The sequence below is a fragment of the Pseudundibacterium arcticum genome (assembly GCF_042646465.1).
GTDB classification, from domain to species: domain Bacteria; phylum Pseudomonadota; class Gammaproteobacteria; order Burkholderiales; family Burkholderiaceae_D; genus Undibacterium_A; species Undibacterium_A arcticum.
This window is the reverse complement of the sequence record NZ_JBHRTP010000007.1, coordinates 36,159-62,054: the sequence shown is the minus strand read 5'-3', so window position 1 is coordinate 62,054 and position 25,896 is coordinate 36,159. Positions and strand designations below refer to the sequence as shown.

General features: G+C 60.2%; 20 protein-coding genes. 14 read left to right on the top strand and 6 right to left on the bottom strand.

The window, feature by feature from the left end; all coding sequences use genetic code 11:
• Positions 1 to 183 precede the first annotated feature (183 nt).
• The 6 genes from ACFOFO_RS02800 to ACFOFO_RS02775 all read left to right on the top strand — a co-directional run bounded on the left by ACFOFO_RS02800 (position 184) and on the right by ACFOFO_RS02775 (position 5,753).
• A complete protein-coding gene (locus ACFOFO_RS02800) occupies positions 184 to 1,188 on the top strand; it encodes a TRAP transporter substrate-binding protein (protein ID WP_390322593.1) in 1,005 nt (334 codons plus the stop codon).
• A gap of 429 nt (positions 1,189 to 1,617) precedes the next feature.
• A complete protein-coding gene (locus ACFOFO_RS02795) occupies positions 1,618 to 2,229 on the top strand; it encodes a TRAP transporter small permease (protein ID WP_390322594.1) in 612 nt (203 codons plus the stop codon).
• Positions 2,226 to 3,506 (top strand): TRAP transporter large permease, encoded by a 1,281-nt coding sequence (locus ACFOFO_RS02790; protein ID WP_390330798.1) that lies wholly within the window; start codon positions 2,226 to 2,228, stop codon positions 3,504 to 3,506. The genes ACFOFO_RS02795 and ACFOFO_RS02790 overlap by 4 nt, the downstream gene beginning before the upstream one ends.
• A 292-nt stretch (positions 3,507 to 3,798) precedes the next feature.
• Positions 3,799 to 4,296, top strand: coding sequence for a methylated-DNA--[protein]-cysteine S-methyltransferase (locus ACFOFO_RS02785; RefSeq protein WP_390322595.1), 498 nt, complete (start codon positions 3,799 to 3,801; stop codon positions 4,294 to 4,296).
• Entirely contained in the window at positions 4,296 to 5,252 is a 957-nt protein-coding gene (gene xerD / locus ACFOFO_RS02780; RefSeq protein ID WP_390322596.1) for a site-specific tyrosine recombinase XerD, read from the top strand. Before ACFOFO_RS02785 ends, xerD begins: the two co-directional genes overlap by 1 nt.
• A 339-nt stretch (positions 5,253 to 5,591) precedes the next feature.
• Entirely contained in the window at positions 5,592 to 5,753 is a 162-nt protein-coding gene (locus tag ACFOFO_RS02775) for a hypothetical protein (protein WP_390322597.1), read from the top strand.
• Positions 5,754 to 6,246: 493 nt separating this feature from the next.
• On the opposite strand, the gene ACFOFO_RS02770 is transcribed toward ACFOFO_RS02775, so the two are convergent.
• The gene (locus ACFOFO_RS02770; protein ID WP_390322598.1) at positions 6,247 to 9,372 is read right to left on the bottom strand and encodes an efflux RND transporter permease subunit; all 3,126 of its coding nucleotides are present in this window, start codon (positions 9,370 to 9,372) and stop codon (positions 6,247 to 6,249) included.
• A 3-nt stretch (positions 9,373 to 9,375) separates the two neighbouring features.
• Positions 9,376 to 10,602 carry an efflux RND transporter periplasmic adaptor subunit gene (locus ACFOFO_RS02765; RefSeq protein WP_390322599.1) on the bottom strand — a complete coding sequence of 409 codons (1,227 nt, stop codon included), beginning with the start codon at positions 10,600 to 10,602 and terminating at the stop codon, positions 9,376 to 9,378.
• A 968-nt stretch (positions 10,603 to 11,570) separates the two neighbouring features.
• On the opposite strand from ACFOFO_RS02765, the gene ACFOFO_RS02760 reads away from it, so the two are divergent.
• Positions 11,571 to 14,201 carry a sensor domain-containing protein gene (locus ACFOFO_RS02760; protein ID WP_390322600.1) on the top strand — a complete coding sequence of 877 codons (2,631 nt, stop codon included), beginning with the start codon at positions 11,571 to 11,573 and terminating at the stop codon, positions 14,199 to 14,201.
• A 69-nt stretch (positions 14,202 to 14,270) separates the two neighbouring features.
• Here ACFOFO_RS02760 and ACFOFO_RS02755 read toward each other — a convergent pair whose 3' ends face one another.
• A complete protein-coding gene (locus ACFOFO_RS02755) occupies positions 14,271 to 15,380 on the bottom strand; it encodes an endonuclease/exonuclease/phosphatase family protein (RefSeq protein ID WP_390322601.1) in 1,110 nt (369 codons plus the stop codon).
• 128 nt (positions 15,381 to 15,508) lie between these two features.
• On the opposite strand from ACFOFO_RS02755, the gene ybaK reads away from it, so the two are divergent.
• A complete protein-coding gene (gene ybaK, locus ACFOFO_RS02750; protein ID WP_390327882.1) occupies positions 15,509 to 16,000 on the top strand; it encodes a Cys-tRNA(Pro) deacylase in 492 nt (163 codons plus the stop codon).
• Between the two features lie 139 nt (positions 16,001 to 16,139).
• A complete protein-coding gene (plsY, locus tag ACFOFO_RS02745; protein ID WP_390322602.1) occupies positions 16,140 to 16,745 on the top strand; it encodes a glycerol-3-phosphate 1-O-acyltransferase PlsY in 606 nt (201 codons plus the stop codon).
• Positions 16,746 to 16,826: 81 nt separating this feature from the next.
• On the opposite strand, the gene tsaD is transcribed toward plsY, so the two are convergent.
• Positions 16,827 to 17,861, bottom strand: a complete 1,035-nt coding sequence (gene tsaD, locus ACFOFO_RS02740; protein WP_390322603.1) for a tRNA (adenosine(37)-N6)-threonylcarbamoyltransferase complex transferase subunit TsaD — start codon at positions 17,859 to 17,861, stop codon at positions 16,827 to 16,829.
• A 123-nt stretch (positions 17,862 to 17,984) separates the two neighbouring features.
• Here tsaD and ACFOFO_RS02735 point away from each other — a divergent pair, with 123 nt between their 5' ends.
• The 5 genes from ACFOFO_RS02735 to ACFOFO_RS02715 all read left to right on the top strand — a co-directional run bounded on the left by ACFOFO_RS02735 (position 17,985) and on the right by ACFOFO_RS02715 (position 22,681).
• Positions 17,985 to 18,632 (top strand): ANTAR domain-containing response regulator, encoded by a 648-nt coding sequence (locus ACFOFO_RS02735; protein WP_390322604.1) that lies wholly within the window; start codon positions 17,985 to 17,987, stop codon positions 18,630 to 18,632.
• Between the two features lie 280 nt (positions 18,633 to 18,912).
• Positions 18,913 to 20,163 (top strand): CmpA/NrtA family ABC transporter substrate-binding protein, encoded by a 1,251-nt coding sequence (locus ACFOFO_RS02730; protein WP_390330796.1) that lies wholly within the window; start codon positions 18,913 to 18,915, stop codon positions 20,161 to 20,163.
• Between the two features lie 9 nt (positions 20,164 to 20,172).
• Positions 20,173 to 21,117, top strand: a complete 945-nt coding sequence (ntrB, locus tag ACFOFO_RS02725; protein ID WP_390330794.1) for a nitrate ABC transporter permease — start codon at positions 20,173 to 20,175, stop codon at positions 21,115 to 21,117.
• Positions 21,118 to 21,199: 82 nt separating this feature from the next.
• Positions 21,200 to 22,018, top strand: a complete 819-nt coding sequence (locus ACFOFO_RS02720) for an ABC transporter ATP-binding protein (protein ID WP_390322607.1) — start codon at positions 21,200 to 21,202, stop codon at positions 22,016 to 22,018.
• Positions 22,019 to 22,207: 189 nt separating this feature from the next.
• A complete protein-coding gene (locus ACFOFO_RS02715) occupies positions 22,208 to 22,681 on the top strand; it encodes an aminoacyl-tRNA deacylase (RefSeq protein ID WP_390322608.1) in 474 nt (157 codons plus the stop codon).
• 11 nt (positions 22,682 to 22,692) lie between these two features.
• Here the strand turns inward: ACFOFO_RS02715 and ACFOFO_RS02710 are convergent, their stop codons facing one another.
• Positions 22,693 to 24,405, bottom strand: a complete 1,713-nt coding sequence (locus ACFOFO_RS02710; RefSeq protein WP_390330792.1) for a protein kinase domain-containing protein — start codon at positions 24,403 to 24,405, stop codon at positions 22,693 to 22,695.
• Between the two features lie 71 nt (positions 24,406 to 24,476).
• A complete protein-coding gene (locus tag ACFOFO_RS02705; RefSeq protein WP_390330790.1) occupies positions 24,477 to 25,691 on the bottom strand; it encodes a nitrate/nitrite transporter in 1,215 nt (404 codons plus the stop codon).
• Positions 25,692 to 25,896: the final 205 nt, after the last annotated feature.

Genomic DNA, 25,896 nt, shown 5'->3' with positions numbered 1-25,896 from the left:
AAGCGACTGTTAGATATACTCCGACAAAAATATCTACCGCATGGATGCGGTAGAAGCCGGCTGCCGCAGCTGCCGGGCCGGTGCGTGGCTGTGGTTATCCACACTTGTGAGCGCGCGGAGGGCTGCAGACAATATGCCATTGTTCTCAATATCAATTCCATAACAATCCAAGGAGGCCCGGCCATGAAATTGAAGTCCTTGCTGCTCGCGTTGTCGGTGTCGGCCCTGGTCAGCGGTCATGCGCTGGCCCAGGCACCGATCGTGATCAAATTCAGCCACGTGGTGGCCAACGACACGCCCAAGGGCAAGGCCGCCGAGCGCTTCAAGGAACTCGCCGAAAAAGTCACCAAGGGTCGGGTCAAGGTCGAGCTGTACCCGAACAGCCAGCTGTACAAGGACAAGGAAGAACTGGAGGCGCTGCAGCTCGGCGCGGTGCAGATGCTGGCACCGTCGCTGGCCAAGTTCGGCCCGCTCGGGGTCAAGGAATTCGAGGTGTTCGACCTGCCCTATATTTTCCCGGCCAAGGACGTGCTGTACCGCGTGACCGAAGGCCCGATCGGCAAGGACCTGCTGAAGAAGCTGGAGCCGAAAGGCATTATCGGCCTGGGCTACTGGGACAATGGCTTCAAGGTGATGTCGGCCAACAAGCCATTGCATACGCCGGCCGATTTCAAGGGCCTGAAGATGCGCATCCAGTCGTCCAAGGTACTCGACGCGCAGATGCGGGCGCTGGGCGCCAACCCGCAGGTGCTGGCGTTCTCCGAGGTATACCAGGCGCTGCAGACCGGGGTGGTGGACGGCACCGAGAATCCGCCGTCCAACTTGTACACCCAGAAAATGCATGAGGTACAAAAGCATGTGACCGTGTCCAATCACGGCTATCTCGGCTATGCGGTGATCGTCAACAAGAAGTTCTGGGACGGTCTGCCGGCCGACATCCGCACCGCGCTCGACGGCGCGATGAAAGACGCGACCAAGTATGCCAATGCCATCGCGCAGCAGGAAAACGACGCGGCAATGGAAGCGGTCAGAAAATCCGGCAAATCGACCATCTATGTGCTCAACGACAAGGAAAAGGCCGAGTGGCGCAGGACCTTGCTGCCGGTGCAAAAACAGATGGAAGGCCGGATCGGCAAGGATCTGATTGCGTCGATCAACAAGGAAGCGGTCGCGCTGGGTTACAAGTAGACGAAGGGCTAGCGCCGACCAATCATTGATGACCATCGCCGACTGTTGGCACTTCCTCCCCTTCAAGGGGGAGGGCGGGGTGGGGATGGGTGTCAACGGTGCTGCTCACAACCCATCCCCATCCCAACCTTCCCCTTGAAGGGGAAGGAGCCGCCTTGCGAACGCCGTAAGCAAGGGAGGGCCGGGGTGGGGATGGGGCATCCGAGTCAAGGTCAGCTCCATTTTCACCCTCCCTTTCAAGGGGAGGGCCGGGGTGGGGATGGGGCATCCGAGTCAAGCTCAGCTCCATTTTCACCCTCCCTTTCAAGGGGAGGGCCGGGGTGGGGATGGGTTGTCAACGGTGCGGCTCATAACCCATCCCCATCCCAACCTTCCCCTTGAAGGGGAAGGAGCTCCCGGTAAGCAAAGAATCGGCTATCGAAAGTGTCCATGAAATTCCTCGACCACCTCGAAGAATGGCTGATCGCATCGCTGATGGCAGCTGCGACGGTCGTGATCTTCATCACGGTACTGCACCGCTTTGGGTCTGGCCTGCCGATTCCGGTGGTGCAGGATGCGCTGATCAAGCTCAACACCAGCTGGGCGCAGGAATTGTGCATTTATATGTTCGTCTGGATGGCGAAGTTCGGCGCGGCTTACGGCGTGCGCACCGGCATCCACGTCGGCGTCGACGTGCTGATCAACCAGCTGGATCAGCGCTGGCGCAATAAATTCATCATATTCGGCCTGCTGGCCGGCGCCGCATTTACCGGCATCGTCGGCAGCCTCGGCGCCAAGTTTGTGTGGGAGATGGGCCACACCGATCAAACCTCGGCCGACATGGAAGTGCCGATGTGGATCGTATATCTGGCGGTGCCGCTCGGCTCCTACCTGATGTCGTTCCGTTTCCTGCAGGTGACCTGGCAGTTCCTGACAACCGGGGTGTTGCCGAAACACGACCATGCGCATGTCGAGGGGCTGGAGCATGAGTTGGCGCATGAGTTGGCGCCCGCGTCGGTGCAGGGCAGCGGTTCCGGCTCTGGCACAGGGACCAAGCGATGAATGCCTTGATCATCTTCGTACTCTTGTTCGCGCTGATGCTGACCGGCATGCCGATCTCGATTTCGCTCGGCCTGACCGTGCTGACCTTCCTGTTTACGATGACGACGGTGCCAATTGAATCGGTCGCGCTGAAATTATTCACCGGCATCGAGAGGTTCGAGATCATGGCGATCCCGTTCTTCATCCTGGCCGGCAATTTCCTGACGCACGGCGGCGTGGCGCGCCGCATGATCAACTTCGCCACGGCGATGGTCGGCCATTGGCACGGCGGGCTCGCACTGGCCGGCGTGATGGCGTGCGCACTGTTTGCCGCAGTGTCGGGTTCGTCGCCGGCGACGGTGGTGGCGATCGGCTCGATCATCCTGCCGGCGATGGTCAGGCAGGGCTTTCCAAAGCGATTCGGCGCCGGTGTGATTACCACGTCGGGCGCGCTCGGCATCCTGATTCCGCCGTCGATCGTGATGGTGATGTATTCGGTCTCGACCAATACGTCGGTCGGTGCGCTGTTCATGGCCGGCGTGATTCCCGGCCTGCTGCTGGCGACACTGCTCGGCCTGACCACCTGGTTCCTGGCGCGCAAGAATAACTACCCGCGCCTGCCGAAAGCGAGCTGGGCGATGCGCTGGCGCACTTTCAAGGACAGTATCTGGGGCCTGTTGCTGATCATCGTGGTGATGGGCGGTATTTACAGCGGCGTGTTCACCCCGACCGAGGCGGCGGCGATGGCGGCGGTGTACGCGTTTTTCGTCGCGGTCTTTGTCTACAAGGACATGGGGTTGAAGAAGGTGCCGAAGGTGCTGCTGGACTCGGCTGCGATGTCGGCAATGTTGCTGTACATCATTACCAACGCGGTGCTGTTTTCGTTCTTGCTGACCAGCGAAAACATTCCACAGGTGATGGCCGAATGGATCACCAACAAGGGCTTGGGCGTGGTGCCGTTCCTGCTGGTCGTCAACGTGTTGCTGTTGTTGGCCGGCAATGTGATGGAGCCCTCATCGATCGTGCTGATCATGGCGCCGATCCTGTTTCCGGTCGCGATGAAGCTGGGCATCGACCCGATCCATTTCGGTATCTTGATTGTGGTCAACATGGAAGTCGGCCTGTGCCATCCGCCGGTCGGTCTCAATCTGTATGTGGCGTCCGGCATCACCAAGATGGGCATTACCGAGCTGACCATGGCCGTGATGCCGTGGCTGCTGACCATGCTGGCATTCCTGGCATTGATCACCTATGTGCCGCAGATTTCCTTGTGGTTACCGAACCTGGTCTATCGATAGTATTCGCAAATTTACAACAGTTTTGCGACTGTGCGAAAGTTGTTGAAAAATTAGGCAGATGCGCGGTATCCTTGCGGCCATTCTGAATGCTTTGCACGGGTCCAGACACGGCACAAAAGAGGGTGGTGGGCATAAAACGGTATCGATACCGAGCTAGTTCGAGGAGACAGGTATTCACATGATGCGGTTAGGGCAAGGCGCTGTAAACCTTGTCAATAAACGGCCGGGAATACTCAAGATGGTTTTAAAGGCGCATCGCAAGATGCGCCTTTTTTGTTTTATGCTTCGAGCTATGAAGAACAGTCAAGCCACGGAATTCTTTTCCTCCATCGTCGAGGCGCCGTTTGGTGCCATCGGCATCCGCACCGAAGCCGGCGTGCTGCGCGAGCTGGTGTACCTGCCATCGACCTTTGATGAGAAATCGCCGACCGACCAATTGGCGGAAGTTGCCGCAAGGCAAATCGAGCGCTATCTGGTCGAACCCGATTTTTGTTTCGACCTGCCACTGGCCGAAGTCGGCACCGCATTCCAGCACAAGGTGTGGGCCGCGATCGCATCGATTCCGCGTGGCGAGGTGCGCACTTATGGCCAGGTCGCCAAGCACATCCAGTCGGCGCCGCGTGCCGTTGGGCAGGCCTGCGGCGCGAACTGGTTTCCGCTCGTGATCCCGTGTCATCGGGTGACCGCGTCGGGCGGGCTGGGCGGCTTTTCGCACCACGACGATGAGACCGGCTTCCATCTTGGCGTCAAGCGCTGGCTGCTGGGCCATGAAGGCGTCGAGGGTTATTGATGACAGGGGCTCTGACGGTTGCTGATCAGGCGGCGATCGACGATTTTTGCGAAACCTTGTGGCTGGAAGACGGCCTCGCCAAAAATTCGCTCGACGCCTACCGCCGCGACATGCGGCTGTGTGCGCTATGGCTGGACCACCAGCGCGGCCACAGTCTCTATCTGGCCGATGGTGACGATCTGGCGGCCTATATCGCGGCCAAGCATGCCAGCTCCAAGCCGACTTCGGCCAACCGGCGGCTCGCGGTGCTGCGGCGTTTTTACCAGATGGCGCTGCGTGAAAACAGGATCAGCGTCGATCCCTGCCTGCACCTCAAAGCCGCCACGCAGCCACTGCGCCATGTGAAAACCATGTCGGAGGCGCAGGTCGAAGCCCTGCTGGCTGCGCCCGATACCGACACCGCGCTCGGTTTGCGCGACCGCACCATGCTGGAGCTGATGTATGCCAGCGGTCTGCGGGTATCGGAACTGGTGTTGCTGCAATCGGTCGAAGTCGGTCTGAACGAGGGCGTGCTGCGCGTCACCGGCAAGGGCAGCAAGACGCGGCTGGTGCCGTTCGGCACCGAGGCGCGCAGCTGGATCGAACGCTACCTGAAAGAAGCGCGGCCGGCGATCCTGGGCGGCCAGATCGACGACGCGCTATTCGTCACCGCGCGCGGCGGACCGATGACGCGCCAGATGTTCTGGATACTGATTAAAAAATACAAACTGGCCGCCGCGATCGAGACCCCGCTGTCACCGCATACGTTGCGGCACGCATTCGCTACCCACTTGCTGAATCACGGCGCCGATCTGCGGGTGGTGCAGCTGCTACTGGGCCACTCCGATATTTCGACCACACAAATCTATACGCACGTCGCCCGTGAACGGCTGAAGAAATTGCACGCCGACCATCATCCGCGCGGCGGCGGCGCGGCCGATGCCCTTGGCGGCAGCAGTAGCAAGGCCGGCGAGTGAGCGATATGAGCGATAATGAGGACACTTCGCTGCGTTACTGCGACACACTAGGGCGTGTTGACCTTTAATTTGGGCGATGCGTTCAAGCCAAAACGCGCGCTGGCAAGGCGTGCGGTGCGGCTAAGGCTGGTGCCTTAGCAAGACGCGCAACGCAGTCCAGCGCGCGTTTTGGCTTGAACCCGGAGGGAACGGGTCTAAACAGGCGCATGGCGTTGTTGCAGCCCGCTTACAGTGCTCGCACTGCGGCGCGTGCTGCGCCTAGCCCTGCACTTGTTTAGACTCGTTCGCACACTCAAATTAAAGGTCAACACGCCCTCGTATTACTGAAAGGAATGCAAATTGGCCAAAACAAATTTTCAATATGAAAAACGCCAGAAGGAACTGGAAAAGAAACGCAAGACTGAAGAAAAATTAAAACGCAAGCAAGAACGGCAGAATGCGCCGGCCGACGAAAATCCGGAACCGGCAGCGCCGGCGGTGGAACCGCCCGACGCGGCGTAAAATTTCAATGCGGCAACATCTCGCCGCACATCGAATGAGCCGGTCCCAGCACCGCCATGCCACGGCGGTTCTACCTCCGGCAGACGGATTCTGGCGGGTATGAGTTTGATGCATGCCTCAGTTACCATGTTCGATGCTTGCTGGCCCCGCATCGACCTGCCGTCAGTACTGTCACTGCAATAAAGCATCCATCAGTCTGTCCCAGTGTTTGCTGTACTTGGGAGAAGGCCGCCACATGGAAATGTCCAGACTGAATCACACGGCCGCGCAATCCCGACAACCTGTTCGATCGGTTTGCCTGTTCCCCGTTCCTGCTGCAGCCACCGCGCCTGATGTCATGGTCGCAGGCGGCGAAGCTGGCCGATCACGGCCTGTACATCGCCAAGCGCGGCGGCCAATACAAAACCGGGGGCGCCCATCATCGGCGCCCCCGGTTTTATTTTTTCGGTGATCGGAATTGGTCGCGGATTGGTCGCGAATTGGTCCCTGTTAATCAGGCTTCCGCAGCAGCCGTCGTCACCGCCGCCACCTCGTCGTGGGTATGCGGATGCGCGCCCTTCAGGTAACGCAGCACCCGCTTGCCGAAGCTGTCCAGATACGAGTACGCTACCGGCACCACCACCAGCGTCAGCACGGTCGAGGTGATGATGCCGCCGATCACCGCGCGTCCCATCGGCGCCTGCTGCTCGCCGCCATCGCCCAGACCGAGCGCCATCGGCAACATCCCGAAAATCATCGCCAGCGTGGTCATCAGAATCGGCCGCAGGCGTACCTGTCCGGCAGTCAGGATCGCATCGTGCTGCGATTGGCCTTCGCGCTGCGCATGGTTGGTGAAATCGACCAGCAGGATTGCATTCTTGGTCACCAGGCCCATCAGCATGATGAAGCCGATCACCGAGAAGATGTTCAGCGTGCTGCCGGTAATCAGCAGCGCCAGCAGCACGCCGATCAGCGAGAACGGCAGCGACACCATGATCGCGATCGGCTGCAGGAAGCTGCCGAACTGTGAGGCCAGCACCAGGTAGATGAAGATCACCGCGATCCCCAGCGCCATCATGGCGCCGGCCATGGTTTCCTGCATCTGCTGGGCACTGCCGGCCACGTCGAAGCGCACACCGGCCGGCAGCTCGATCGATTTGATGGCTTTCTGCACATCGCTGTCGACGTCGCCGTTCGGGCGGCCTTCGACCCCGGCGTAGACCGCCACGCGGCGTTGCAGCGCCTGGCGTTTCAGCACTTGCGGGCTGGACGACGGCACGAACTCGACCACCTGGCGCAGCGGGATCATGATCGGCTTGCCGTCTGCGCCGATCTTGCTGGAGGCCAGCGACAGGTCGGCCAGGTCGGCGATCTTCTGCCGGCCGGACTTGGGCAGCTGCACATTGACGTCGTAGTTCTGGCCGTCGCCCGCCAGCCAGTGACTGACCGTGTCGCCCGCCACAAACGGACGCAGCGCGCTGCCGATCTGCTGCACCGACAGGCCCAGGTCGCTGGCCAGTTCGTTGTTGATCTTGATCGTGGTCGACGGATTGGCGCCTTCCTGGCTGTATTCCAGGTCGACCACGCCCTTGATGTTGCGCATCTTGTCCATCAGGCGATGGGCCACGTCGTCCAGCTTGCCTTCGTCGGTGCCCAGGATCGCGATGAAGATCGGTTTCTGGCCGACCGACAGGGTGATGCCGGCGATCGGTTGCAGGCGCTCGCGGATCAGCTTTTCCAGCTCCTTCTGCGAGTGGCGCTTCTTCACCTTGACGTCGGTCAGTTTGAGGTCGACGCGCGCGGTGTTGCGGCCGTCCTGGGTGCCGACCACGGCCAGCAGGCTTTCGATTTCAGGGAAGCCCTTCAGCGCGTCCTCGATCTGGTGCACCTTGATGTCGGTGTATTCCAGGCTGGAGCCGACTGGCGTCTTGAAGCGCAGGTTGATCCAGCCCTGGTCGGTTTCCGGGAACATCTCGCCGCCTATCAGCGGCACCAGCATGATGCTGCCGACGAACAGCGCGAGCGCCGTAGTCAGGGTCAGCTTGCGCCAGCGCAACGCCACGCCCAGCACCTTGCCGTACACCAGGTGCAGCTGGTCGATGCGGTGTTCGATCCAAGCCATGAAGCGGCCCAGCCAAGGCGCATACTTGAAGCGGTCCTTGACCGGATCGCGCCACACCGACGACAGCATCGGGTCGAGCGTGAAGCTGACGAACAGCGACACCAGCACCGCTACTGCCACGGTAATTCCGAACTGCAGGAAGAAGCGGCCGATGATGCCCTTCATGAAGGCCACCGGCACGAACACGGCAACGATTGCGAAGGTGGTGGCCATCACGGCCAGGCCGATTTCATTGGTGCCGTCGTTGGCCGCCTTCAGGTGGTTCTTGCCCATGCCGAGGTGGCGTACGATGTTCTCGCGCACCACGATGGCGTCGTCGACCAGCAGGCCGATGCACAGCGACAGCGCCATCAGGGTCAGGAAATTCAAGGTGAAGCCGAAGGCCTTCATCGCGATGAAGCTGGCCATCACCGAGATTGGCAGGGTCAGGCCGGTGATGATGGTGCTGCGCCAGGAGTGCAGGAACAAGAACACGATCACCATGGTCAGGATCGCGCCTTCCACAATGGTTTCCTTGACGTTGTTGAGCTGGCTCTGCACCCGTTCCGATTCGTCGTTCATCAGGCGCAGCTTGATGTCGGACGGCAGCGATTTCTGTAGCTCGGCGACGACGCGCTGGATGCCGGTGCCCACTTCGACCACGTTGGCGTCCTGCACCTTGGTGATTTCGATCGAGATCGCGCGTTCGCCGTTCAGGCGCGAGATCGACAGCTCTTCCTGCTCGCCATCGACCACCTTGGCCACCTGTTCCAGGTAGACCGGGCCGTTGGCGCGGCGCGCCACGATGATCTTGTTGAATTCACGCGCATCCTTCATCTTGCCCTCGACCCGCACCAGCTGCTCGGCGGCGCCGAAGCTGATGCTGCCGGCCGGCAGATTGGTGTTGGCGGCCTGGATCGCGCGGATCACTTCATCGACGCCGATGCCCTGGGCCGTCATGTCGTTCGGCTTCAGGCTGATCAGGATCTGGCGCGCGGTGGTGCCGCTCAGCTTGACCTGGCCGACCCCGGCCACGCTCTGGAAGCGCTTGGTGATGGTCTGCTCGGTCATGGTCGACAGCTCGCGCAGCGTATGGTGGCTGGCGGTCAGGCTCAGCTGCGCAATCGCGCGCTCATTGTCGCCTTCGGCGCGCGCGATGAACGGATCCTTGGCTTCTTTCGGGAAGCGCGGACGCACCAGCGCCACCTTGTCGCGCAGATCCTGCATCGCCTTGTCCATATTGGTGGATAGTTCGAATTCCAGATAGACCCCGGCCCGGCCTTCCCACGAGTTGGCGCGGATGGTCTTGATGCCGCTGACGGTGTTGACGATGTCTTCGATCGGACGGGTGATGTCGTTTTCCACCGCTTCCGGCGAGGCGCCTGGATACTGCACCTCAATCGCGGCGAACGGGAATTCGACGCTCGGCATGCTTTCCAGGCCCAGGCCCTTGTAGGAGAACAGGCCGAGAACGACGAGCGCCACCATTACCATGGTGGCGAACACCGGGTTCTGGATACTGGTTTTAGTGATCCACATGGTTTAGCCCTTTTGCGCCAGCGTGCCCACCATGGCCGCCTTGGCAGCCGGCGGCGGCGTGGACAGCTTGACCTGGCTGCCCGGCTTGACGTCGTCGAGCTTGGAGATGATGACGCTGGCGCCCTTGTCCAGGCCCGCCGTCACTTCGGCATAGCCTTCGTCCTCATTGCGCAGGCCCAGCCTGACCGGCTGCGCCACCACCTTGCCGCCTTCGATCTTGTAGACCACCTGCTGGCCTTTTTCGGTGCGCAGCGCCGCCATCGGCACCAGCGGCATCACCGGCGAGCGTTCGGTGGTGATGCTGCCCTTGGCGAACATGCCGCCGCGCAGGGCGCCGTCGGCGTTCGGCACCGACACATACACCAGCATTGCGCGCGAACCGGCCTCGGTGGTCGGGTTGATGCGCGCCACCTTGCCGGAGAACTGACGGCCGGCGAATCCATCGACATGGAAGCCGACGTCCTGGCCCGGCCGGATGCGCGGGATCTCGCTGGCCGGTACCTGTGCTTCCAAGGTCAGCTGCGCCAGATTGACGATCGAGAACAGCGCCGAATCGGGCGACGCCTTGTCGCCGGTCTGCAGGTGGCGTTTGCTGACGATGCCGTCGATCGGTGCGCGGATCACGGCGTCGTCCAGCGCACGTTGGGCAATCTCGAGCTGCGACGAGGTCGACTTGAGACTGGCACGCGCCAGTTCGACGCTGTTATGCGCGGTGTCTACCGCATTCTGCGAAATATAGTTCTGCTTCAACAGCGACTGATTGGTGTCATTGTTCTTGCTGGCCAATGACAGCTTGGCCGTGGCCTCGTCCAGCGCCGCTTGCTGGGTCGCGACGCGCGCGCGCAGGTCGGCGCTGTCGAGCCGCGCAATGATCTGGCCGCGCGTTACCTTCATGCCTTCCTGCACCAGGGTCTCGCGCACCTCGGCTGCGACTTTGGCCTTGACCGTGGTCTGCATTAGTGGCAACAACGAACCTGAAACCGGCAGCGTCACGCGCAATTCGCGCGCGTCGATGGTGGCGACATCGCCGGCGGCAAGCTCGAACACGGTCGGCTGCCTGTCCCCCGATTTGGCTTCGGCCTGTTCTTTTGCAGCGGATTTTTTTGCGTGCATCATCATCCATCCGCCGCCGGTGGCGCCGATCAGGATCAGTGCCGCGAGTGGTATGCGCCAGCGTTTGCGGCTGGCGGTTGGGGAGCTGGGTGCTGGCTGCGTGTTTTCAGGTTTCATGATGGCTTTTGACGATGTGAAAAATGAAAAGGAAATACCAGCGCATGGTCGATGCGCTGGTATTGCGGGTTGGTGCTAATCGTGTACAACACGATCGACTGCGGCTACTTCATGCTGTCCGTGATCCCTGCATTGATATGGGAGTATGGGCTTGACGCCTTTATTTTTTAAGTGGGAAGAACGACTTGATATTGGAGTATCTATCTCCTCGCTGATTCTTCATGCGGCTGTCATCGCCGTTCCAGGTGTCGGACCCGGCTGCCGGTGCATCTTTTTGTTACTTATTCTGAGCGTCCGATATTATGCGGGAAGATCGCCGCTCACAATGCCACTGGCTGCGACAAAATTCGTCCGCATGGCGGCGCGTACCGCATGCTGCCGCGCTGGCCGTGGCACCGATCTCGCGTCATCGATTTGCCCCGCTTTGCCGTATCATTTCCCCCCGGCGCCGTCGGGTCCGATCACTGTAAGTAAAGGTGGCAGCCGGTGCTAACGGAATGCGACGGGCTGCGGCTTGGATGGCATGGAATGCAAAAAAGCGCGGCTGGAGTGATTGCAGCAACGACGTTTAACTGTGGCCGGCATTCTTCAGGCTTTGCCGGGCCGGAAAATTGATGCGTGGGGTATATAAAAATTACCTAAGACTTAATTGATAAATGGGGTGCTGTATGCGGCAGTATATTGGCATGGCAGCCGACAGTGACTGCGGCGCATGATGGCGCCGAATCGAATAATGCAATCAAGCTATTGACCTAGCTCAATTGACTTTCGGTTACCACGGATGAGAATGAATGTGGCAAGACCGCGATGGACTGCGCGCGTTCGGAGTCGCGGCCGATTACATTTTTGCACCAGCTTTAGAGCCGCCATATAACGGTGCATGCTGTGCGTTACGAGGCTGTTGCGAAGTCTGCCTGACCGGGCCCGACGCAACGTGAATTTGGCATCAGTCTTCAAGGACCAGTGCAGTGCTCAAGTCAGTCCCCGGAAATGGTTCCCGCCCTCCACCAGACACCGGTGCCGCCGCGTCTGAAGCTGGCAGTCGGCAGGAAGCCGGCATCGGCCCGCATCCGGCATCGATGCAAGCGTCGATTCACGCATCGCCGGCAGACATAGATGTCGGGGCCGATCTGGATGCGCGCGATATTTTGCGTGACGCGATGTCGCATTTTGTGGCGATGATCGAAGACTCGTCGGTGATGGCGGTCCTGAGTTTCGACCGCAACGGCGTCGTGCGTCTGTGGAATAGTGCAAGTGCCGCGCTGTACCAGATCGCGACCGCCGATGCGCTCGGCAAATCGATGCGCGAGCTGCTGTCGCATCCCGAGCGGGAGCAGGAATTTTCCGCCGTAGTTCAGCAGATCTGGGATACCGGAGTGCCGACCATGCCGGCCGAATGGCAAGTCAGCACCCGCGGCGGGCGTGCTCTGACGGTATATTCCACCATGCTGCCGGTGTTCCGACAGGGCGCTGTCAGTCAGATTTTGTGTATGGACGTTGATGTCACCGGGCGCAAGCAGGCCGAAGTGTCGGCGCTGATGGCAAGAGAGGGCCATTTTCACGCCCTGTTTGACAGCTCTGCCGACGCCATCATGCAGATCGAAGAGGCGCGTTTTCTCGATGTCAATCCGGCCGCACAAAAGCTGTTCGGGTATGCGGAAAAGCCCACTTTGGTCGGCAGATTTATGGAAGATATTTCGCCGCCGCGACAACCCGACGGCAAGCCCTCGTATGAAAAGGCGCGCGCGATGCTCCGGTTGGCACAGCAGAAGGGTAACCACCGTTTCGAGTGGCAATATCTCGACAGCAAGCATGAGCCGTTCTGGTGCGAGGTGCTAATCACTGCGATCCCGATCGACCATGGCCCCTTGCTGTATGCGGTGGTGCGCGATATTTCGAAACGCAAGAGCGACCAACAATCGTTGCACCTGGCGGCACAGGTATTTCAGAACAGCCGCGAGGCGATCCTGATCGCCGACCGCCACCGGCGGATCATGTCGGTCAACGAGGCATTTACCGACATCACCGGTTTTCGTCCCGATGAAGTGATCGGCAAGGCGCCGCCGATGTTGCGCACCGGCCTGCACGACCCCAAGTTTTACCGCACCATCTGGGACCAGCTCACGGCCAGCGATCACTGGCAAGGCGAATTGCTGGGAACGCGCAAGGGCGGACCGGTGTATCCGCAGTGGCTGTCGATCACGGTGGTGCGCAATCACCGGCATCAGGTCTGTAATTACATCGCGATTTTCTCCGATATTTCCGAGCGCAAGGCAACCGAGGACAAGACCCGCCACATCGCCGAGCATGACTTCCTGACCGGCTTGCCAAACCGTCTGCTGCTGCTCGACCGGCTCGGGCAGGCAATCGGCGCGGCGGAACGCACCAGCGGCCAGCTGGCGATCCTGTTCCTCGATCTCGACCGCTTCAAGAGCATCAACGACTCGATGGGCCATCATATTGGCGACAAGCTGTTGCAAGTGGTAGCCGAGCGTCTTAAAAGATGTGTGCGCAGCGTCGACACCGTCAGCCGCCAGGGGGGGGATGAATTCGTGATCCTGCTGATCAACCCCGGCGGCCAGGCGCACGCGGCGCACATCGCGGCCAACGTGCTGCGATCATTGGCGATGCCATGCAAGATCGAGAACTACGAGATTGTGATCACGACCTGCATTGGCATTAGCATCTATCCGGGCGATGGCAAGGACATCGACATGCTGATCAAGAATGCCGACCTCGCGATGTATCACGCCAAGCAAAGCGGCCGCAACGGCTACCAGTTTTTCAACGACGACATGAACCTGCGCATTGTCGAACGTACCTCGATGGAAAACAGCCTGAAGCAGGCGCTCGCGCAGGGCGACTTTTTCCTCGAATACCAGCCCGAGATCGACATCGCCAGCGGCCGCATCATTGGTGCCGAAGCCCTGCTGCGCTGGCGCCATCCAGAGCTGGGGCTGCTGTCGCCGGCGCGCTTCATACCGATCGCCGACGATTGCGGCCTGGCCAACGCGATCGGCAATTGGGTACTGACGACCGCCTGTCGCCAAGCCAGGGTCTGGCTCGACGACGGCATGCCAATGGTGGTGTCGGTCAACATGTCAGTGTCCCAGCTCCGCCAAAAAGACCTGTTGCAAAGCGTGACCGATGTACTGCAGCAGACCGGCCTGGATCCGAAATACCTGGAACTGGAAATCACCGAAGGCATCCTCATGGGCACCGACGATCGCACGGTCGAGACCATGAAGGCGCTGCGTAAACTGGGCATCAAGCTGGCGCTCGACGATTTCGGCACCGGATTTTCGAGCCTGAGTGATCTGAAACGATTTTCGATCGACAAGTTGAAGATTGATAAATCCTTCGTGCGCGACATCGGCGACGACCCGGACGACGCCGCGATCATCAGCGCGATCATCGCGATGGCGAAAAATATGAACCTGAAAGTGATCGCCGAAGGCGTCGAGACCGCTGCGCAGCTCGATTTCCTGCAGGCGCATGGCTGCGACGTATATCAGGGCTACTACTCCAGCCGGTCGTTGTCACCGCAGAATCTGGCGCGGCTGCGGGCGCCGATTGATGGACAGTCGCTGTGGCATTGAGGCATTGAGGCGTTCGGTCCACGCCGACAGCGCAGGACCATCGAGCGCATGGCATGGTTTGCGTGCCACTTACATCGCTGGAGTGATTGGACCCGGCGCCATGCCGGGGACGGTGGATGCGGGGCTGCTTGCCGGCGCGATGTCGCCTGTGGCACCGGGCGCGAGCGCAGCGCCGCCACGATTGTCGGTGGCCATCATCCCGTCGCCGTTTCCGTTCGCGGCACCATACAGCCTGATCCGCACCAGCACCTGGCCGTGATCGGAAGTCTCCGGCTGGCGCAGTGCGACATGGTCGTTCAGGTACAGTACCTCGGTCACTTCGCCGATCGCAAAGCGCGAGGCTGGATTGAATTCCTCCGACACCAGGATGTGGTCGATGGTTTCGTAACTGCCTTCATGCACGCTGCTGAAGCCCACATTGCGTACCGGATCGTGGCGCGACTGGATCAGGTAACTGTCGAACAGCCGATCGTCGAAACCCGTCTTGCCATGCCGCCCGGCGCCCATCACCAGTTGGGTCGAGACCGCCGTCGCCACGTCGTTGAAGTCGCCCATCACCACCAGCGGTACCCGATTGTCCTGCACCGCATCGGTCAGCAGATAGCGCAGGCCCAACGCCTCGGTACCGCGCTTGATCAGCGAGCGCAGGCTCGCGATACCAAGATGATACGGATCGTCGTCGTTCTCGCCGTTATTGAAGTCCGGCCGCTTCGACTTCAGGTGCACCACGAACACATTGATCACCAGTTCGCTGGACACGGCTACCCGTGCATGCAGCACTGGCCGCGTGAAGCGGTTGGTGGCATCCACCGCATCGGGCAGCGTGACCGCCAGATTGCGCGGCAACTCGGCGTAGGTATTGGTGCCTTCGATCAGAGGCAGTTTGGAGACCAGCGCCACGCTCGGCGTCAGCGGCAGCCGCGGGTCGGGGTCGAAGCCAAGATGATGCGCCTGGCGATAATGCTGGCTGCGGGCCAGCACATCCTTTAACGCCTGTTGTGAAAAAATTTCCTGGAAACCGATCACGTCCGCGTTCAGGCGATCGATCTGCTGTGCGATCCAGCTGACCTTGGCATCATATTCGGCCAGTGTGTACGGCTCCTGATTGTCGTAATACTTCGCACCCGGCAGCGCCAGATTGCGGACATTGAAGGTGGCAAAATGGATTTCTTGTCGCATCGTGTCCTCGCGGTGTTTGGAACTAGCGTATCACGCATGCCAGCGGTCGCCTATACCGGCATTGGCTATAGTGTTCGTCATTTTGGTACGATACCGGGCTGTGCACGATAGTCCAACCGCAACCTGCAATCCCGATGTCAAAACACGCTCCCGAAACCCCCGCCACCAAATTCCTGCGCGATGCGGGCATCGTCTTCACCGATCATCTGTATGACTACCAGCCGCACGGCGGCACCAGCGTATCGTCGCAGGCGCTCGGGGTCGACGAGTATGCGGTAGTCAAGACCTTGGTGATGGAAGACGAAACCGGGGCGCCGCTGCTGGTGCTGATGCACGGCACGCGGAAAGTCTCGACCAAGGCGCTGGCCCGTGCCGCCGGCGTCAAATCGATCGAACCCTGCAAACCCGAAGTGGCGCAGCGCCACACCGGCTACCTGGTCGGCGGCACCTCGCCGTTCGGCACAAAAAAGCACATGCCCATCTATCTGGAACAAAGCATCTGCGATTTGCCGCGGCTGTATATCAACGGCGGCCGGCGCGGCTATCTGGTCGGGATCGAACCGCAGGAGCTGGTGCGAGTACTGCGGCCGGTACTGGTCCAGGTGGGCATGGCGCAGTAGTCGCGATGGCTCAGATATGCCGTTAAAAATCCTTGAAAATACCGAAAAAAATGCGCAGGCGCGATTACACTAGCGTGCGCATCGGCAACCAAGATGCCGTGCTGCCAACAAATTCGTAGATAAAAAAGAAAGAAAGTCGATGGTCACAATACTGTTCGCAATCGCCGCCTACCTGATCGGCTCGATCTCCTTCGCGGTGGTGGTCAGCAAACTGTTCGGCCTGTCCGATCCCCGCACCTATGGCTCGCGCAATCCCGGCGCCACCAACGTGCTGCGCAGCGGTAACAAGGCGGCAGCCGTGCTGACCCTGATCGGCGACGGCTTCAAGGGCTGGTTGGCGGTGTGGCTGGCGCAGCGCTATGGCCCGCAGTTCGGTATGGAAGACGGCGGCATCGCACTGGTCGCCATCGCGGTATTTCTCGGTCATCTGTGGCCGGTGTATTTTCGTTTTGTCGGCGGCAAGGGCGTCGCCACCGCACTGGGCGTGCTGCTCGGCATCAATCCGTGGCTGGGGCTGGCGACACTGGTGACCTGGCTGGTGGTGGCCTATGCCTTCCGGTACTCGTCGCTGGCGGCACTGATAGCGGCAATCTTCGCACCGTTTTATTCGGGTTTGCTGTTTGGCGTCGACGCCACTTTTTTTGCGGTATTGGCGATGAGCGTGCTACTGGTTTACCGGCATCGGCAGAATATAGCGAATCTGATGGCGGGTAAGGAAGGGCGCCTGGGCAGCAAGAAGAAATGAGCTGCGGCCAGCGTGATTACGCTAACCCGGCGTGATTCTCCGGCACTGAAGGTCTGACACCATCGGTCACAACTGCGCGACTCAGGTCAACTCATTGAGCGGCCAGCGTGGCCGCACATTGAACGCATAATCATGCGTCGCCGCTGCCGGATCGCGTTGCAGGCGCAACGCGCCGGCAAAGGCGATCATCGCGCCGTTGTCGGTGCAAAATTCCAGTTCCGGGTAGAACACCTGAAAGCGCTTCTTGTCGGCCGCGGCATTGAGCGCGCTGCGCAATTGTGCGTTGGCACCGACGCCGCCGGCGATGACCAGCCGATTCAGGCCGGTTTGCTTGAGCGCCGCGATGCATTTTGCGACCAGCACCTCGACCATCGCATCGACGAATGCGCGCGCGATATTGGCCTTGTCCTGCTCGCAGATATTGGCGGGATGGTTCTTGACCAGCGTCAGCACCGCGGTTTTCAAGCCGGAAAAGCTGAAATTCAGATCCTTCGAATGCAACATCGGTCGGGGCAGCTTGTAGGCCAGCGGGTCGCCGAATTCAGCCATGCGCGAAATCGCCGGTCCGCCGGGATAGCCAAGTCCGAGCAGCTTGGCCGATTTGTCGAACGCTTCGCCGGCGGCGTCGTCCAGCGTGTCGCCCAGCAAGGCATATTGGCCGACGCCATCGACCCGCATCAGCTGGGTATGGCCGCCCGATACCAGCAAGGCCACGAATGGAAATCGTGGCGGCGCATAGGATGCATTCGTGGCCAGCAACGGCGACAATAGATGGCCTTCCAAATGATGCACACCGAGCACCGGCTTGCCGAGCGCCAGCCCCAAACTGCAGGCAACCGAGGCGCCGACCAGCAGCGCGCCGGCCAAGCCCGGCCCTTGCGTATAGGCGATCGCATCGATCGCCGCGTGTTCCACGCCAGCCGCGGCAAAACACTGTTCCAGCAACGGTATCGCGCGCCGGATATGGTCGCGCGAGGCCAGTTCGGGCACGACCCCGCCGTAGGCTTCATGCATCGCGACTTGCGAATGCAGCGCGTGCGCCAGCAAACCTTTTTGCGTGTCATACAGCGCAATACCGGTTTCATCACAGGACGATTCAATACCTAGAACGAGCATGGGGAGACAGTTGGCGTGATTCTTGCGTGGATTGTAACGTATTCCGAACGTACTCCTAATGTACTCCCAACCTACTCCATCAATAACGAGGCCCGAAGTGTCTGGCGTGTCTGACGAATGGCGATGAATCGATACCCACCCAATGACGTGCGCTCGCTGCGCATCGTCGTCATCAATTCCATCATGCCGCCCGAAGGCGAGCAGGACGAGCTGGCCTGGGCCCAAGCCGAGCGGGCGCGCGCCTTGCGGATCGGCTTGCTGGAGGCGGGCTATAACATCATCGCGGTGTTTCCGGCGGATCTGCATTTGCCGGACCGGGTGGCGCAATTGCAGCCCGACATGATCATCATCGATGCCGAATCGGATGCGCGCGACGTGCTGGAGCATGTCGTGATAGCGACTCAGGGCGCGCCGCGCCCGATCGTCCTGTTTACCGAGGACCATGACAAGTCGAGTATGGAAGCGGCGATGGCGGCCGGCGTGTCGGCTTACATCGTCGCCGGTTTGCAGTCCGAGCGCATCAAGCCGGTGCTCGATGTGGCGCTGGCACGCTTCAATGTCGACCAGAAATTGCGCACCGAATTATCCGATACCAAGCTCAAGCTGGCCGAGCGCAAGACCATCGACCGCGCCAAGGGCTTGCTGATGGAGCGCCACAAGATGACGGAAGACGAGGCTTATCAAAAGCTGCGCCGGCTGGCGATGGACAAGAATCTGAAATTGTCGGATGTGGCGCAACGGATACTCGATGCGGCCGAATTGCTGGGCTGATCTTTTGCGCCTCATTTTGATGCGTCGCACAAAAATAGAGCGGAAATTGGTTGTAAAGGGAGCAGATTGCGCCAAAAGATTCCGAATCTGGCTGGCACACCAATTGCAATGGAGTAGGTAGCGCCAACGGCGGCGCTGCGAACAGTACAGTGAACATTAATTCGTTTTGACCAACGTCGGTCGAGACAATTTGGACAAAGGCGTCCGAGTCAGGTGAGCCAAGCTCACGCTGACCGGACGCCTTTCTTTTTGCCCATACCACTTGGATCTCGAGGACCTCATGACGACAGAAGACAGCAATACCAACACGCGCCGACGCACCATCCTGAAGGTTGGGGCGAGCCTCACGGCCAGCGCCTTCGCCGGTTTGGCCACGCGGGGCGTATGGGCTGCCGGTTCCGATAAACCGGAAAAAGAGGAAGTCAGGATTGGCTTCATCCCGTTGACCGATTGCGCCTCGGTGATCATGGCGTCGGTGCTGGGTTTCGACAAGAAATACGGCGTCAAGATTATTCCTACCAAAGAATCTTCGTGGGCCAGCGTGCGCGACAAGCTGGTCAATGGCGAGCTCGACGCCGCGCATGTGCTGTATGGCTTGATCTACGGCGTGCAACTTGGCATCGGCGGGCCGAAGAAGGACATGGCGGTGTTGATGGCACTCAACAACAATGGCCAGGCGATCACGCTGTCGAAGAAAATTGCAGACAAGGGGGCAGTCGACGGCGCCGGTCTTGCCAAATTGATGCAAACCGACAAGCGCGAGTACACCTTTGCGCAAACCTTCCCGACCGGCACCCACGCGATGTGGCTGTACTACTGGCTGGCTGCGAACGGCATCAATCCGATGCGGGAGGCCAAGGTCATCACCGTGCCGCCACCGCAAATGGTCGCCAATATGCGGGTCGGTAACATGGACGGCTTTTGCGTCGGTGAACCGTGGGGCCATCGCGCGATCGTCGATGGCATCGGCATCACTGCCACCACAACCCAGGATATCTGGAAAGATCACCCGGAAAAAGTGCTCGGCACGACCGCCGAGTTCGTCCAGAAATATCCGAATACCGCGCGCGCAGTGACCGCCGCAATTCTGGAAGCGAGCCGCTGGATCGACGCCTCGCTGTCCAATAAAAACAAGATGGCGGCGACCATTGCCGATAAATCGTACGTGAATACCTCGGTCGACGTGATCAATCAGCGCATCCTTGGTCGTTACCAGAACGGCCTGGGCAAGACCTGGGATGACCCGAACTTCATGAAGTTCTTCAACGACGGCGCAGTCAATTTCCCTTACCTGTCCGACGGCATGTGGTTCCTGACCCAGCACAAGCGCTGGGGTCTGCTCAAGAGCGATCCCGATTACCTGGCGGTGGCGAAGGCCGTTAATCAGATCGATTTGTACAAGGAAGCCGCCAGCATGGCCAAGGTCAATCTGCCCAAGGACGTGATGCGATCCAGCAAGCTGATGGATGGCACGGTGTGGGATGGCAAGAATCCGGCAGCGTATGCCGCTTCGTTCAAGATCAAGGCTTAAGGAGGCGCCATGAATGCAGTGATAGACACGGTATTAAATCAGAACGCAGCGCCGCCAGCAGCGCCGCCATCGGCGTCCGTCCCTAAAAAAATGTCTGCCAAATCGGATCAGATCGAAACCAGGAAAGCCATCGTTGCAGTTGCCTCGCGACCGAAAACCGGCAACAAAGGGTCGTCGTTGCGGGCACTCTTTGCGGCCGTCTTGCCGCCGTTGCTGGGTTTGGCCTTGCTGGTGCTGGTGTGGGCAATTGTCGCGGAAAAAAACAGCGGCATTCCGTCGCCGCTGCTGACGCTGAACGAGGCGATCAAACTGTTCTCCGATCCGTTTTATCAAAAAGGACCGAACGATCAGGGCATCGGCTGGAACATCCTCGCTTCGTTGAAGCGCGTCGCCGTCGGCTTCAGTCTGGCGGCACTGATCGGCATCCCGCTCGGATTCATGGTGGGCCGTTTCAAGTTCTTGTCGGGCATGTTCGGTCCGATCATCAGCCTGCTCAAGCCAGTGTCGCCGTTGGCGTGGCTGCCGATCGGTCTGCTGGTGTTCAAGGCCGCCAATCCGGCGGCGATCTGGGCCATTTTCATTTGCTCGATCTGGCCGATGATCATCAACACCGCGGTGGGTGTGCAGCGGGTGCCGCAAGATTACATGAACGTGGCCAGGGTATTGAATCTGTCCGAGTGGAAGATCCTCACCAAGATACTGTTCCCGTCGGTGCTGCCTTACATGCTGACCGGCGTCCGGCTGGCGATCGGCACCGCGTGGCTGGTGATTGTCGCAGCGGAAATGTTGACCGGCGGTGTCGGTATCGGTTTCTGGGTCTGGGATGAATGGAATAACTTGAACGTGCCACACATCATCATCGCGATCGTGGTGATCGGCGTCGTGGGTTTATTGCTGGAACAGGCGCTGGTGGCGCTGGCCAAGGCATTCACGTACGAAGAAGTGGGTAGCTAGGCTGCGATGCGATGCGATGCGTCGCATCAGCGAACCGGCATTGACATGCGGTGTGGGGAAAGTTGAGAAAGTGGAGAAAACAATGACGGATAACGCGTTCAACAAATTCATCGAGATTCAACATGTGGAAATGGCGTTTCATACCAAAAAAGGAACGTTCCACGCATTGCGTGACATTAACCTGACGGTGAAAAAGGGCGAGGTCATCACGCTGATCGGTCATTCCGGTTGCGGCAAATCGACGCTGCTGAACTTGATCGCCGGCCTGCTGACCGCAACCGATGGCACGCTGCTGTGCGCCAAGCGCGAAATCGCCGGGCCATCGCCGGAGCGCGGGGTGGTGTTTCAAAATCATTCGCTGCTGCCTTGGCTGACCTGTTACCAGAACGTGCATCTGGCGGTCGAGCGCGTGTTCGGTGCGACCGAGTCGAAGGCGCGGCTGACAGAGCGCACCCGGGCCGCACTGGGCTTGGTCGGGCTGATGCACGCGGAGCACAAGCGTCCGCACGAGATTTCGGGCGGCATGAAACAGCGGGTCGGAATTGCGCGGGCGCTGTCGATGGAACCGAAAGTGTTGCTGATGGATGAGCCATTTGGCGCGCTCGATGCATTGACGCGCGCCCATTTGCAGGATGAGTTGCTGAAAATCATCAGCAAGACCGGTTCGACCGTCGTGATGGTGACGCACGATGTGGATGAGGCGGTGTTGCTGTCCGACCGGATCGTGATGATGACTAATGGACCGGCGGCGACCATCGGCGAGATCCTGCAAGTGCGGCTGGAACGGCCGCGCGAGCGGGTGGCGCTGGCGCAGGATGCGCTGTATGGAGAATACCGGACCTCGGTGCTTGAATTCCTGTATCACCGTCAGGCGCATCCGGCGTTGCAGGAAGCAGCGTAAAGGCGCGACGTCGGCGGAAGATCCGCGGGACTCCTTGCTCGCGGACAAGCACAGGAACGCAATGCGTAGCGCAAAATGCGGCCTTCACAGATGACCAAACTTTCACTATAGTGAATTGACAATATGGTGCAAAAAAGGGAGTCTAAAGGGAGCAATTTTCCATCCGTCTCAGCATGGAAGGAGAGCATCATGTCAGTCTCAGCTACACTGGAAGATTGCCTGCGCAATAAAGGTAGTCGATACGAAATCTTGCGTCACCCGCATAGCCACACCAGCATGGACACGGCGCAAGCCGCGCACATTCCCGGCGATCAACTGGCCAAGACGGTGCTGTTGCAAGACGAATTTGGTTATGTCGCGACGGTGCTGCCGTCAACCTATCATGTGCGTTTGTCTGAAATGCGAAAAAGGACCGGTCGCCACCTGATACTGGCGGGCGAAAGCGGGATGCGCGAGTTGTTCAAGGATTGCGAGCTGGGGGCAGTGCCACCGGTCTGCACCGCGTATGGCATGCAGACTTATCTCGATGAAAGCCTGATGCGGCAGCCGGACATATACTTCGAAGTCGGCGATCACGAGCAATTGATACACATGAATATCGATCAATTTCTTGATCTGATGGCGGAAGCGCAAACGGTGCAGTGCGCGCATCGCACATGGTAAAAAGACCAGCCCTAACGGACCGCGATCAAGTAAAGCAGCAGCAGGTTGAGCACCAGCGAGACGATCGCCACGGTGCGCCATAGCGACACAGGATCACGCCGGACCAGCGGTGTCGGGGCCGGTGCGGCGAGCGGCCGGCTGGCACCGCGTTCCAGCGCCAGCAGGAATTCTTCCGCGGTTTCAAAGCGGTCGGCCGGGTCGCGCGCGACCGCCTTCAACAACACGTTTTCCAGCCACCACGGGATGTCGGGCCGATAGCGGGTCGGCGGCACCGGCGTGCCGAAACGTGGATGCTGGAACGGTTCAATCTCGCCATACGGGTAGCGCCGGGTCAGCAGGTAATACAGCGTGACGCCGGCAGCGTACAAATCGGTCTGGCGCGACGCCGCCTTTGCTTCGAATTGTTCCGGCGCGAGAAAGGACGGCGTGCCTGCCATCGCCGCCTGCTGCGTGGCGTTCGCGCTCTCGGCTTTCAGTCCGGATTGCGCGACCCCCATATCCAGCACCCGCAACTGCTTATCGTCGCCGACGTGGGTGTTGGCCGGCTTGATATCGCGGTGGATGATGCTGCGCCGGTGCAGCGCACCGATCGCGCGCACCAGTTGGGTGCCGTGCGCGATCGCTTCCGGGACCGTGAAATGGATGCCGGCATCGAGCAGTTGCTGCAATGTGCTGCCGGCATGCCAAGTGGTCAGGTAGTACAAATAACTCTTTTGTTGCGGCGTGATGACTTGCGGGAAAAAGCGCGCGACGACCCGCTTGGCGAGCCACTCTTCATGCGTGAAAGCGCTGCATTCCTGGGGGTCGTCGGCGCGCTCCGGCGTGATGGTTTTCAGCACCAGCTGGCGGCCGCCGTGGGTATCGCGCACACGATACAGCAGACTTGCCGGCGACACGTGTATGACTTCTTCGACTAGGTAATGGTCGATCATTTGACCCGGCTTCAGTCTGGGGGGCACGTGCAGATGGCGCTCCTGCGACAGCAGGTCGCGCAAATCGCCTTGCGGCACCTGGTCGACCCGCAGCACGATGGCGCTGGCATTGTCTTGCGAGCCAGCGGCCAGCGCGCGCTCGCACAGCGCCTGCGCCGCATCCTGTGCCGGCTGCTGGCCGCGCGCCACGTCACTGAGCAGCGCGGTGATGTCGTATTCGCTGAGCGCGGCCCAGACGCCGTCAGACGCCAGCAGAAACAGATCGCCGACCTGCATCTCGCCCATGCCGTGGTCGATTGCGATGCGGCTATCGAGCCCGATCGCGCGCGTCAGCACATGCCGCATCTCGGGCCGTTCCCAGACATGGTCCTGGGTCAGGCGCTGCAGCGTGCCATTGCGTAACAGATAACAGCGCGAGTCGCCGACATGTGCGGTGTAGTACATGCGACCACGCAACACCAGCGCGGTCAGCGTCGTGGCCATGCCGGCCATTTCCCGCCGCGCCGCGCCCTGACTCAGGACCCAACTGTTGATGGCGCTGACCACGCGCTCCAGCGCGGTACTGATTTCCCAGGTATCCGGCGTCGCATAATAGTCGGCCAGCAAGCCGCGTACCGTGTACTCCGACGCTTCGCGCCCGCCTTCATTGCCGGACACGCCATCGGCCACGGCTGCCATCAGGCCCTTGGTCGACAGCTCCGGGTCGGTCGGCGTGACCATGCCGACGAAGTCCTCGTTGCGCTCGCGCGGACCGGCGAGCGACGCATGGCTGGTGGTGACGGACAGCGACATCGGGGACCCCTGCAAGAAGGTCGACCAGTCATCAACAAGGTGTCGGAGATTATTTCTTGTGGTCGTGGTCATTAAACCATCGCATCCGTCATCGCGGCCGAACCCCAGGTGGTACGCCAGCGCTTCTTGACCAGTGACAGGCCGATCAGCGCAACTAACGCCAGCGTCGCGAACAGGACTAAACCCACTTGATAGCTGCCGGTCAGCTGCTTCGAGTAGCCCATGCTGGACGCCAGATAAAAGCCGCCGACGCCGCCCGCCATCCCCACCAAGCCAGTCATCACGCCGATTTCCTTGCGGAAACGTTGTGGCACCAGCTGAAACACCGCGCCGTTGCCGGTGCCCAGCGCCAGCATCGCCAGCACAAAAACGACGACCGCCGCCACTGCCGACTGCAGGCCGATGCTGGCGATGAACAGGAAGACCGCTGCCAGCGCGTACATGATCGACAGCGTCTTGATGCCGCCGATGCGATCCGCAATCCGGCCGCCCATCGGCCGCACCAGCGAACCGGCGAACACGCAGGCGGCGGTGAAATAACCGGCAGTCACCGGCGACAGACCGTACTGGGTGTTGAAATAAATCGTCAGCGAGGATGCCAAGCCGGAGAAGCCGCCAAACGTGACGCTGTAGAAAAACATGAACCACCAGGCGTCCTTGTCTTTCAGCACTTTCAGATACTCGATCATGGCTTTGGCGGGCGGTGCCGATGGCGCATCTTTCGCACAGTATAGGTAAACCAGGAAGGCAATGCCCAACGGAATCAGGCACAGGCCAAACACGTTTTGCCAGCCAAAGGCGATCGCCAGTGACGGCGCAAACAGCGCGGCGAACACGGTGCCAGAATTGCCGGCGCCGGCAATGCCGAGCGCTGTTCCCTGATGCTGCGGCGGATACCAGCGCGACGCCAGCGGCAGCGCGACCGCAAAGGCCGCACCTGCCATGCCGAGGATGATGCCGAGCACCAGCAGGCTGCCATAACTATTCAGGTGCCCCAGCCAAGCCCACAGCAAACCGATCATCACCACAATCTGGCCGATGATGCCGGCCTTCTTTGGTTGCAGATGATCGACCAGCACGCCCATCACGATGCGTAGCAGCGCACCTGCCAGCAAGGGCGTCGCCACCATCAAGCCTTTTTGTGCCGCGGTCAGCCCCATGTCTTTGGCGATCAGCACGGCAAGTGGGCCCAGGATGACCCACACCATGAAGCTCAGGTCAAAGTAGAAAAACGCCGCGAACAGGGTGGGTGTGTGTCCGGCTTTCCAGAATGAATTTTTTTGCATGGGGTGGTTCCTGCTTACGGTGAATGATGACGCTGCACTACGCAAGGGTCGTGCCACGGCTTATCTGCCGTGGGACGCGGCAAAATTCCCAAAAACGACTCATTGTTGTGCGTCGCACCAAAAGGGGTAGCGCGGTGCACGATTGAAGTGCTGGCGGCTATCGATCTCGCTGGCGGCTACCGGAAATGGCATGGCATTGCTTTTG

Excerpts from the sequence above, each read along its gene's own strand:
- xerD (WP_390322596.1), top strand. The coding sequence starts at position 4,296 with ATGACAGGGGCTCTGACGGTTGCTGATCAGGCGGCGATCGACGATTTT.
- ACFOFO_RS02715 (WP_390322608.1), top strand. The coding sequence starts at position 22,208 with ATGTCAGTCTCAGCTACACTGGAAGATTGCCTGCGCAATAAAGGTAGT.
- ACFOFO_RS02770 (WP_390322598.1), bottom strand. The coding sequence starts at position 9,372 with ATGTGGATCACTAAAACCAGTATCCAGAACCCGGTGTTCGCCACCATG.
- tsaD (WP_390322603.1), bottom strand. The coding sequence starts at position 17,861 with ATGCTCGTTCTAGGTATTGAATCGTCCTGTGATGAAACCGGTATTGCG.
- ACFOFO_RS02705 (WP_390330790.1), bottom strand. The coding sequence starts at position 25,691 with ATGCAAAAAAATTCATTCTGGAAAGCCGGACACACACCCACCCTGTTC.
- ntrB (WP_390330794.1), top strand. The coding sequence starts at position 20,173 with ATGAATGCAGTGATAGACACGGTATTAAATCAGAACGCAGCGCCGCCA.
- ACFOFO_RS02790 (WP_390330798.1), top strand. The coding sequence starts at position 2,226 with ATGAATGCCTTGATCATCTTCGTACTCTTGTTCGCGCTGATGCTGACC.
- ACFOFO_RS02800 (WP_390322593.1), top strand. The coding sequence starts at position 184 with ATGAAATTGAAGTCCTTGCTGCTCGCGTTGTCGGTGTCGGCCCTGGTC.
- ACFOFO_RS02735 (WP_390322604.1), top strand. The coding sequence starts at position 17,985 with ATGAATCGATACCCACCCAATGACGTGCGCTCGCTGCGCATCGTCGTC.
- ACFOFO_RS02755 (WP_390322601.1), bottom strand. The coding sequence starts at position 15,380 with ATGCGACAAGAAATCCATTTTGCCACCTTCAATGTCCGCAATCTGGCG.
- ACFOFO_RS02720 (WP_390322607.1), top strand. The coding sequence starts at position 21,200 with ATGACGGATAACGCGTTCAACAAATTCATCGAGATTCAACATGTGGAA.
- ACFOFO_RS02785 (WP_390322595.1), top strand. The coding sequence starts at position 3,799 with ATGAAGAACAGTCAAGCCACGGAATTCTTTTCCTCCATCGTCGAGGCG.
- ACFOFO_RS02795 (WP_390322594.1), top strand. The coding sequence starts at position 1,618 with ATGAAATTCCTCGACCACCTCGAAGAATGGCTGATCGCATCGCTGATG.
- ACFOFO_RS02730 (WP_390330796.1), top strand. The coding sequence starts at position 18,913 with ATGACGACAGAAGACAGCAATACCAACACGCGCCGACGCACCATCCTG.
- ACFOFO_RS02765 (WP_390322599.1), bottom strand. The coding sequence starts at position 10,602 with ATGAAACCTGAAAACACGCAGCCAGCACCCAGCTCCCCAACCGCCAGC.
- ACFOFO_RS02710 (WP_390330792.1), bottom strand. The coding sequence starts at position 24,405 with ATGTCGCTGTCCGTCACCACCAGCCATGCGTCGCTCGCCGGTCCGCGC.
- plsY (WP_390322602.1), top strand. The coding sequence starts at position 16,140 with ATGGTCACAATACTGTTCGCAATCGCCGCCTACCTGATCGGCTCGATC.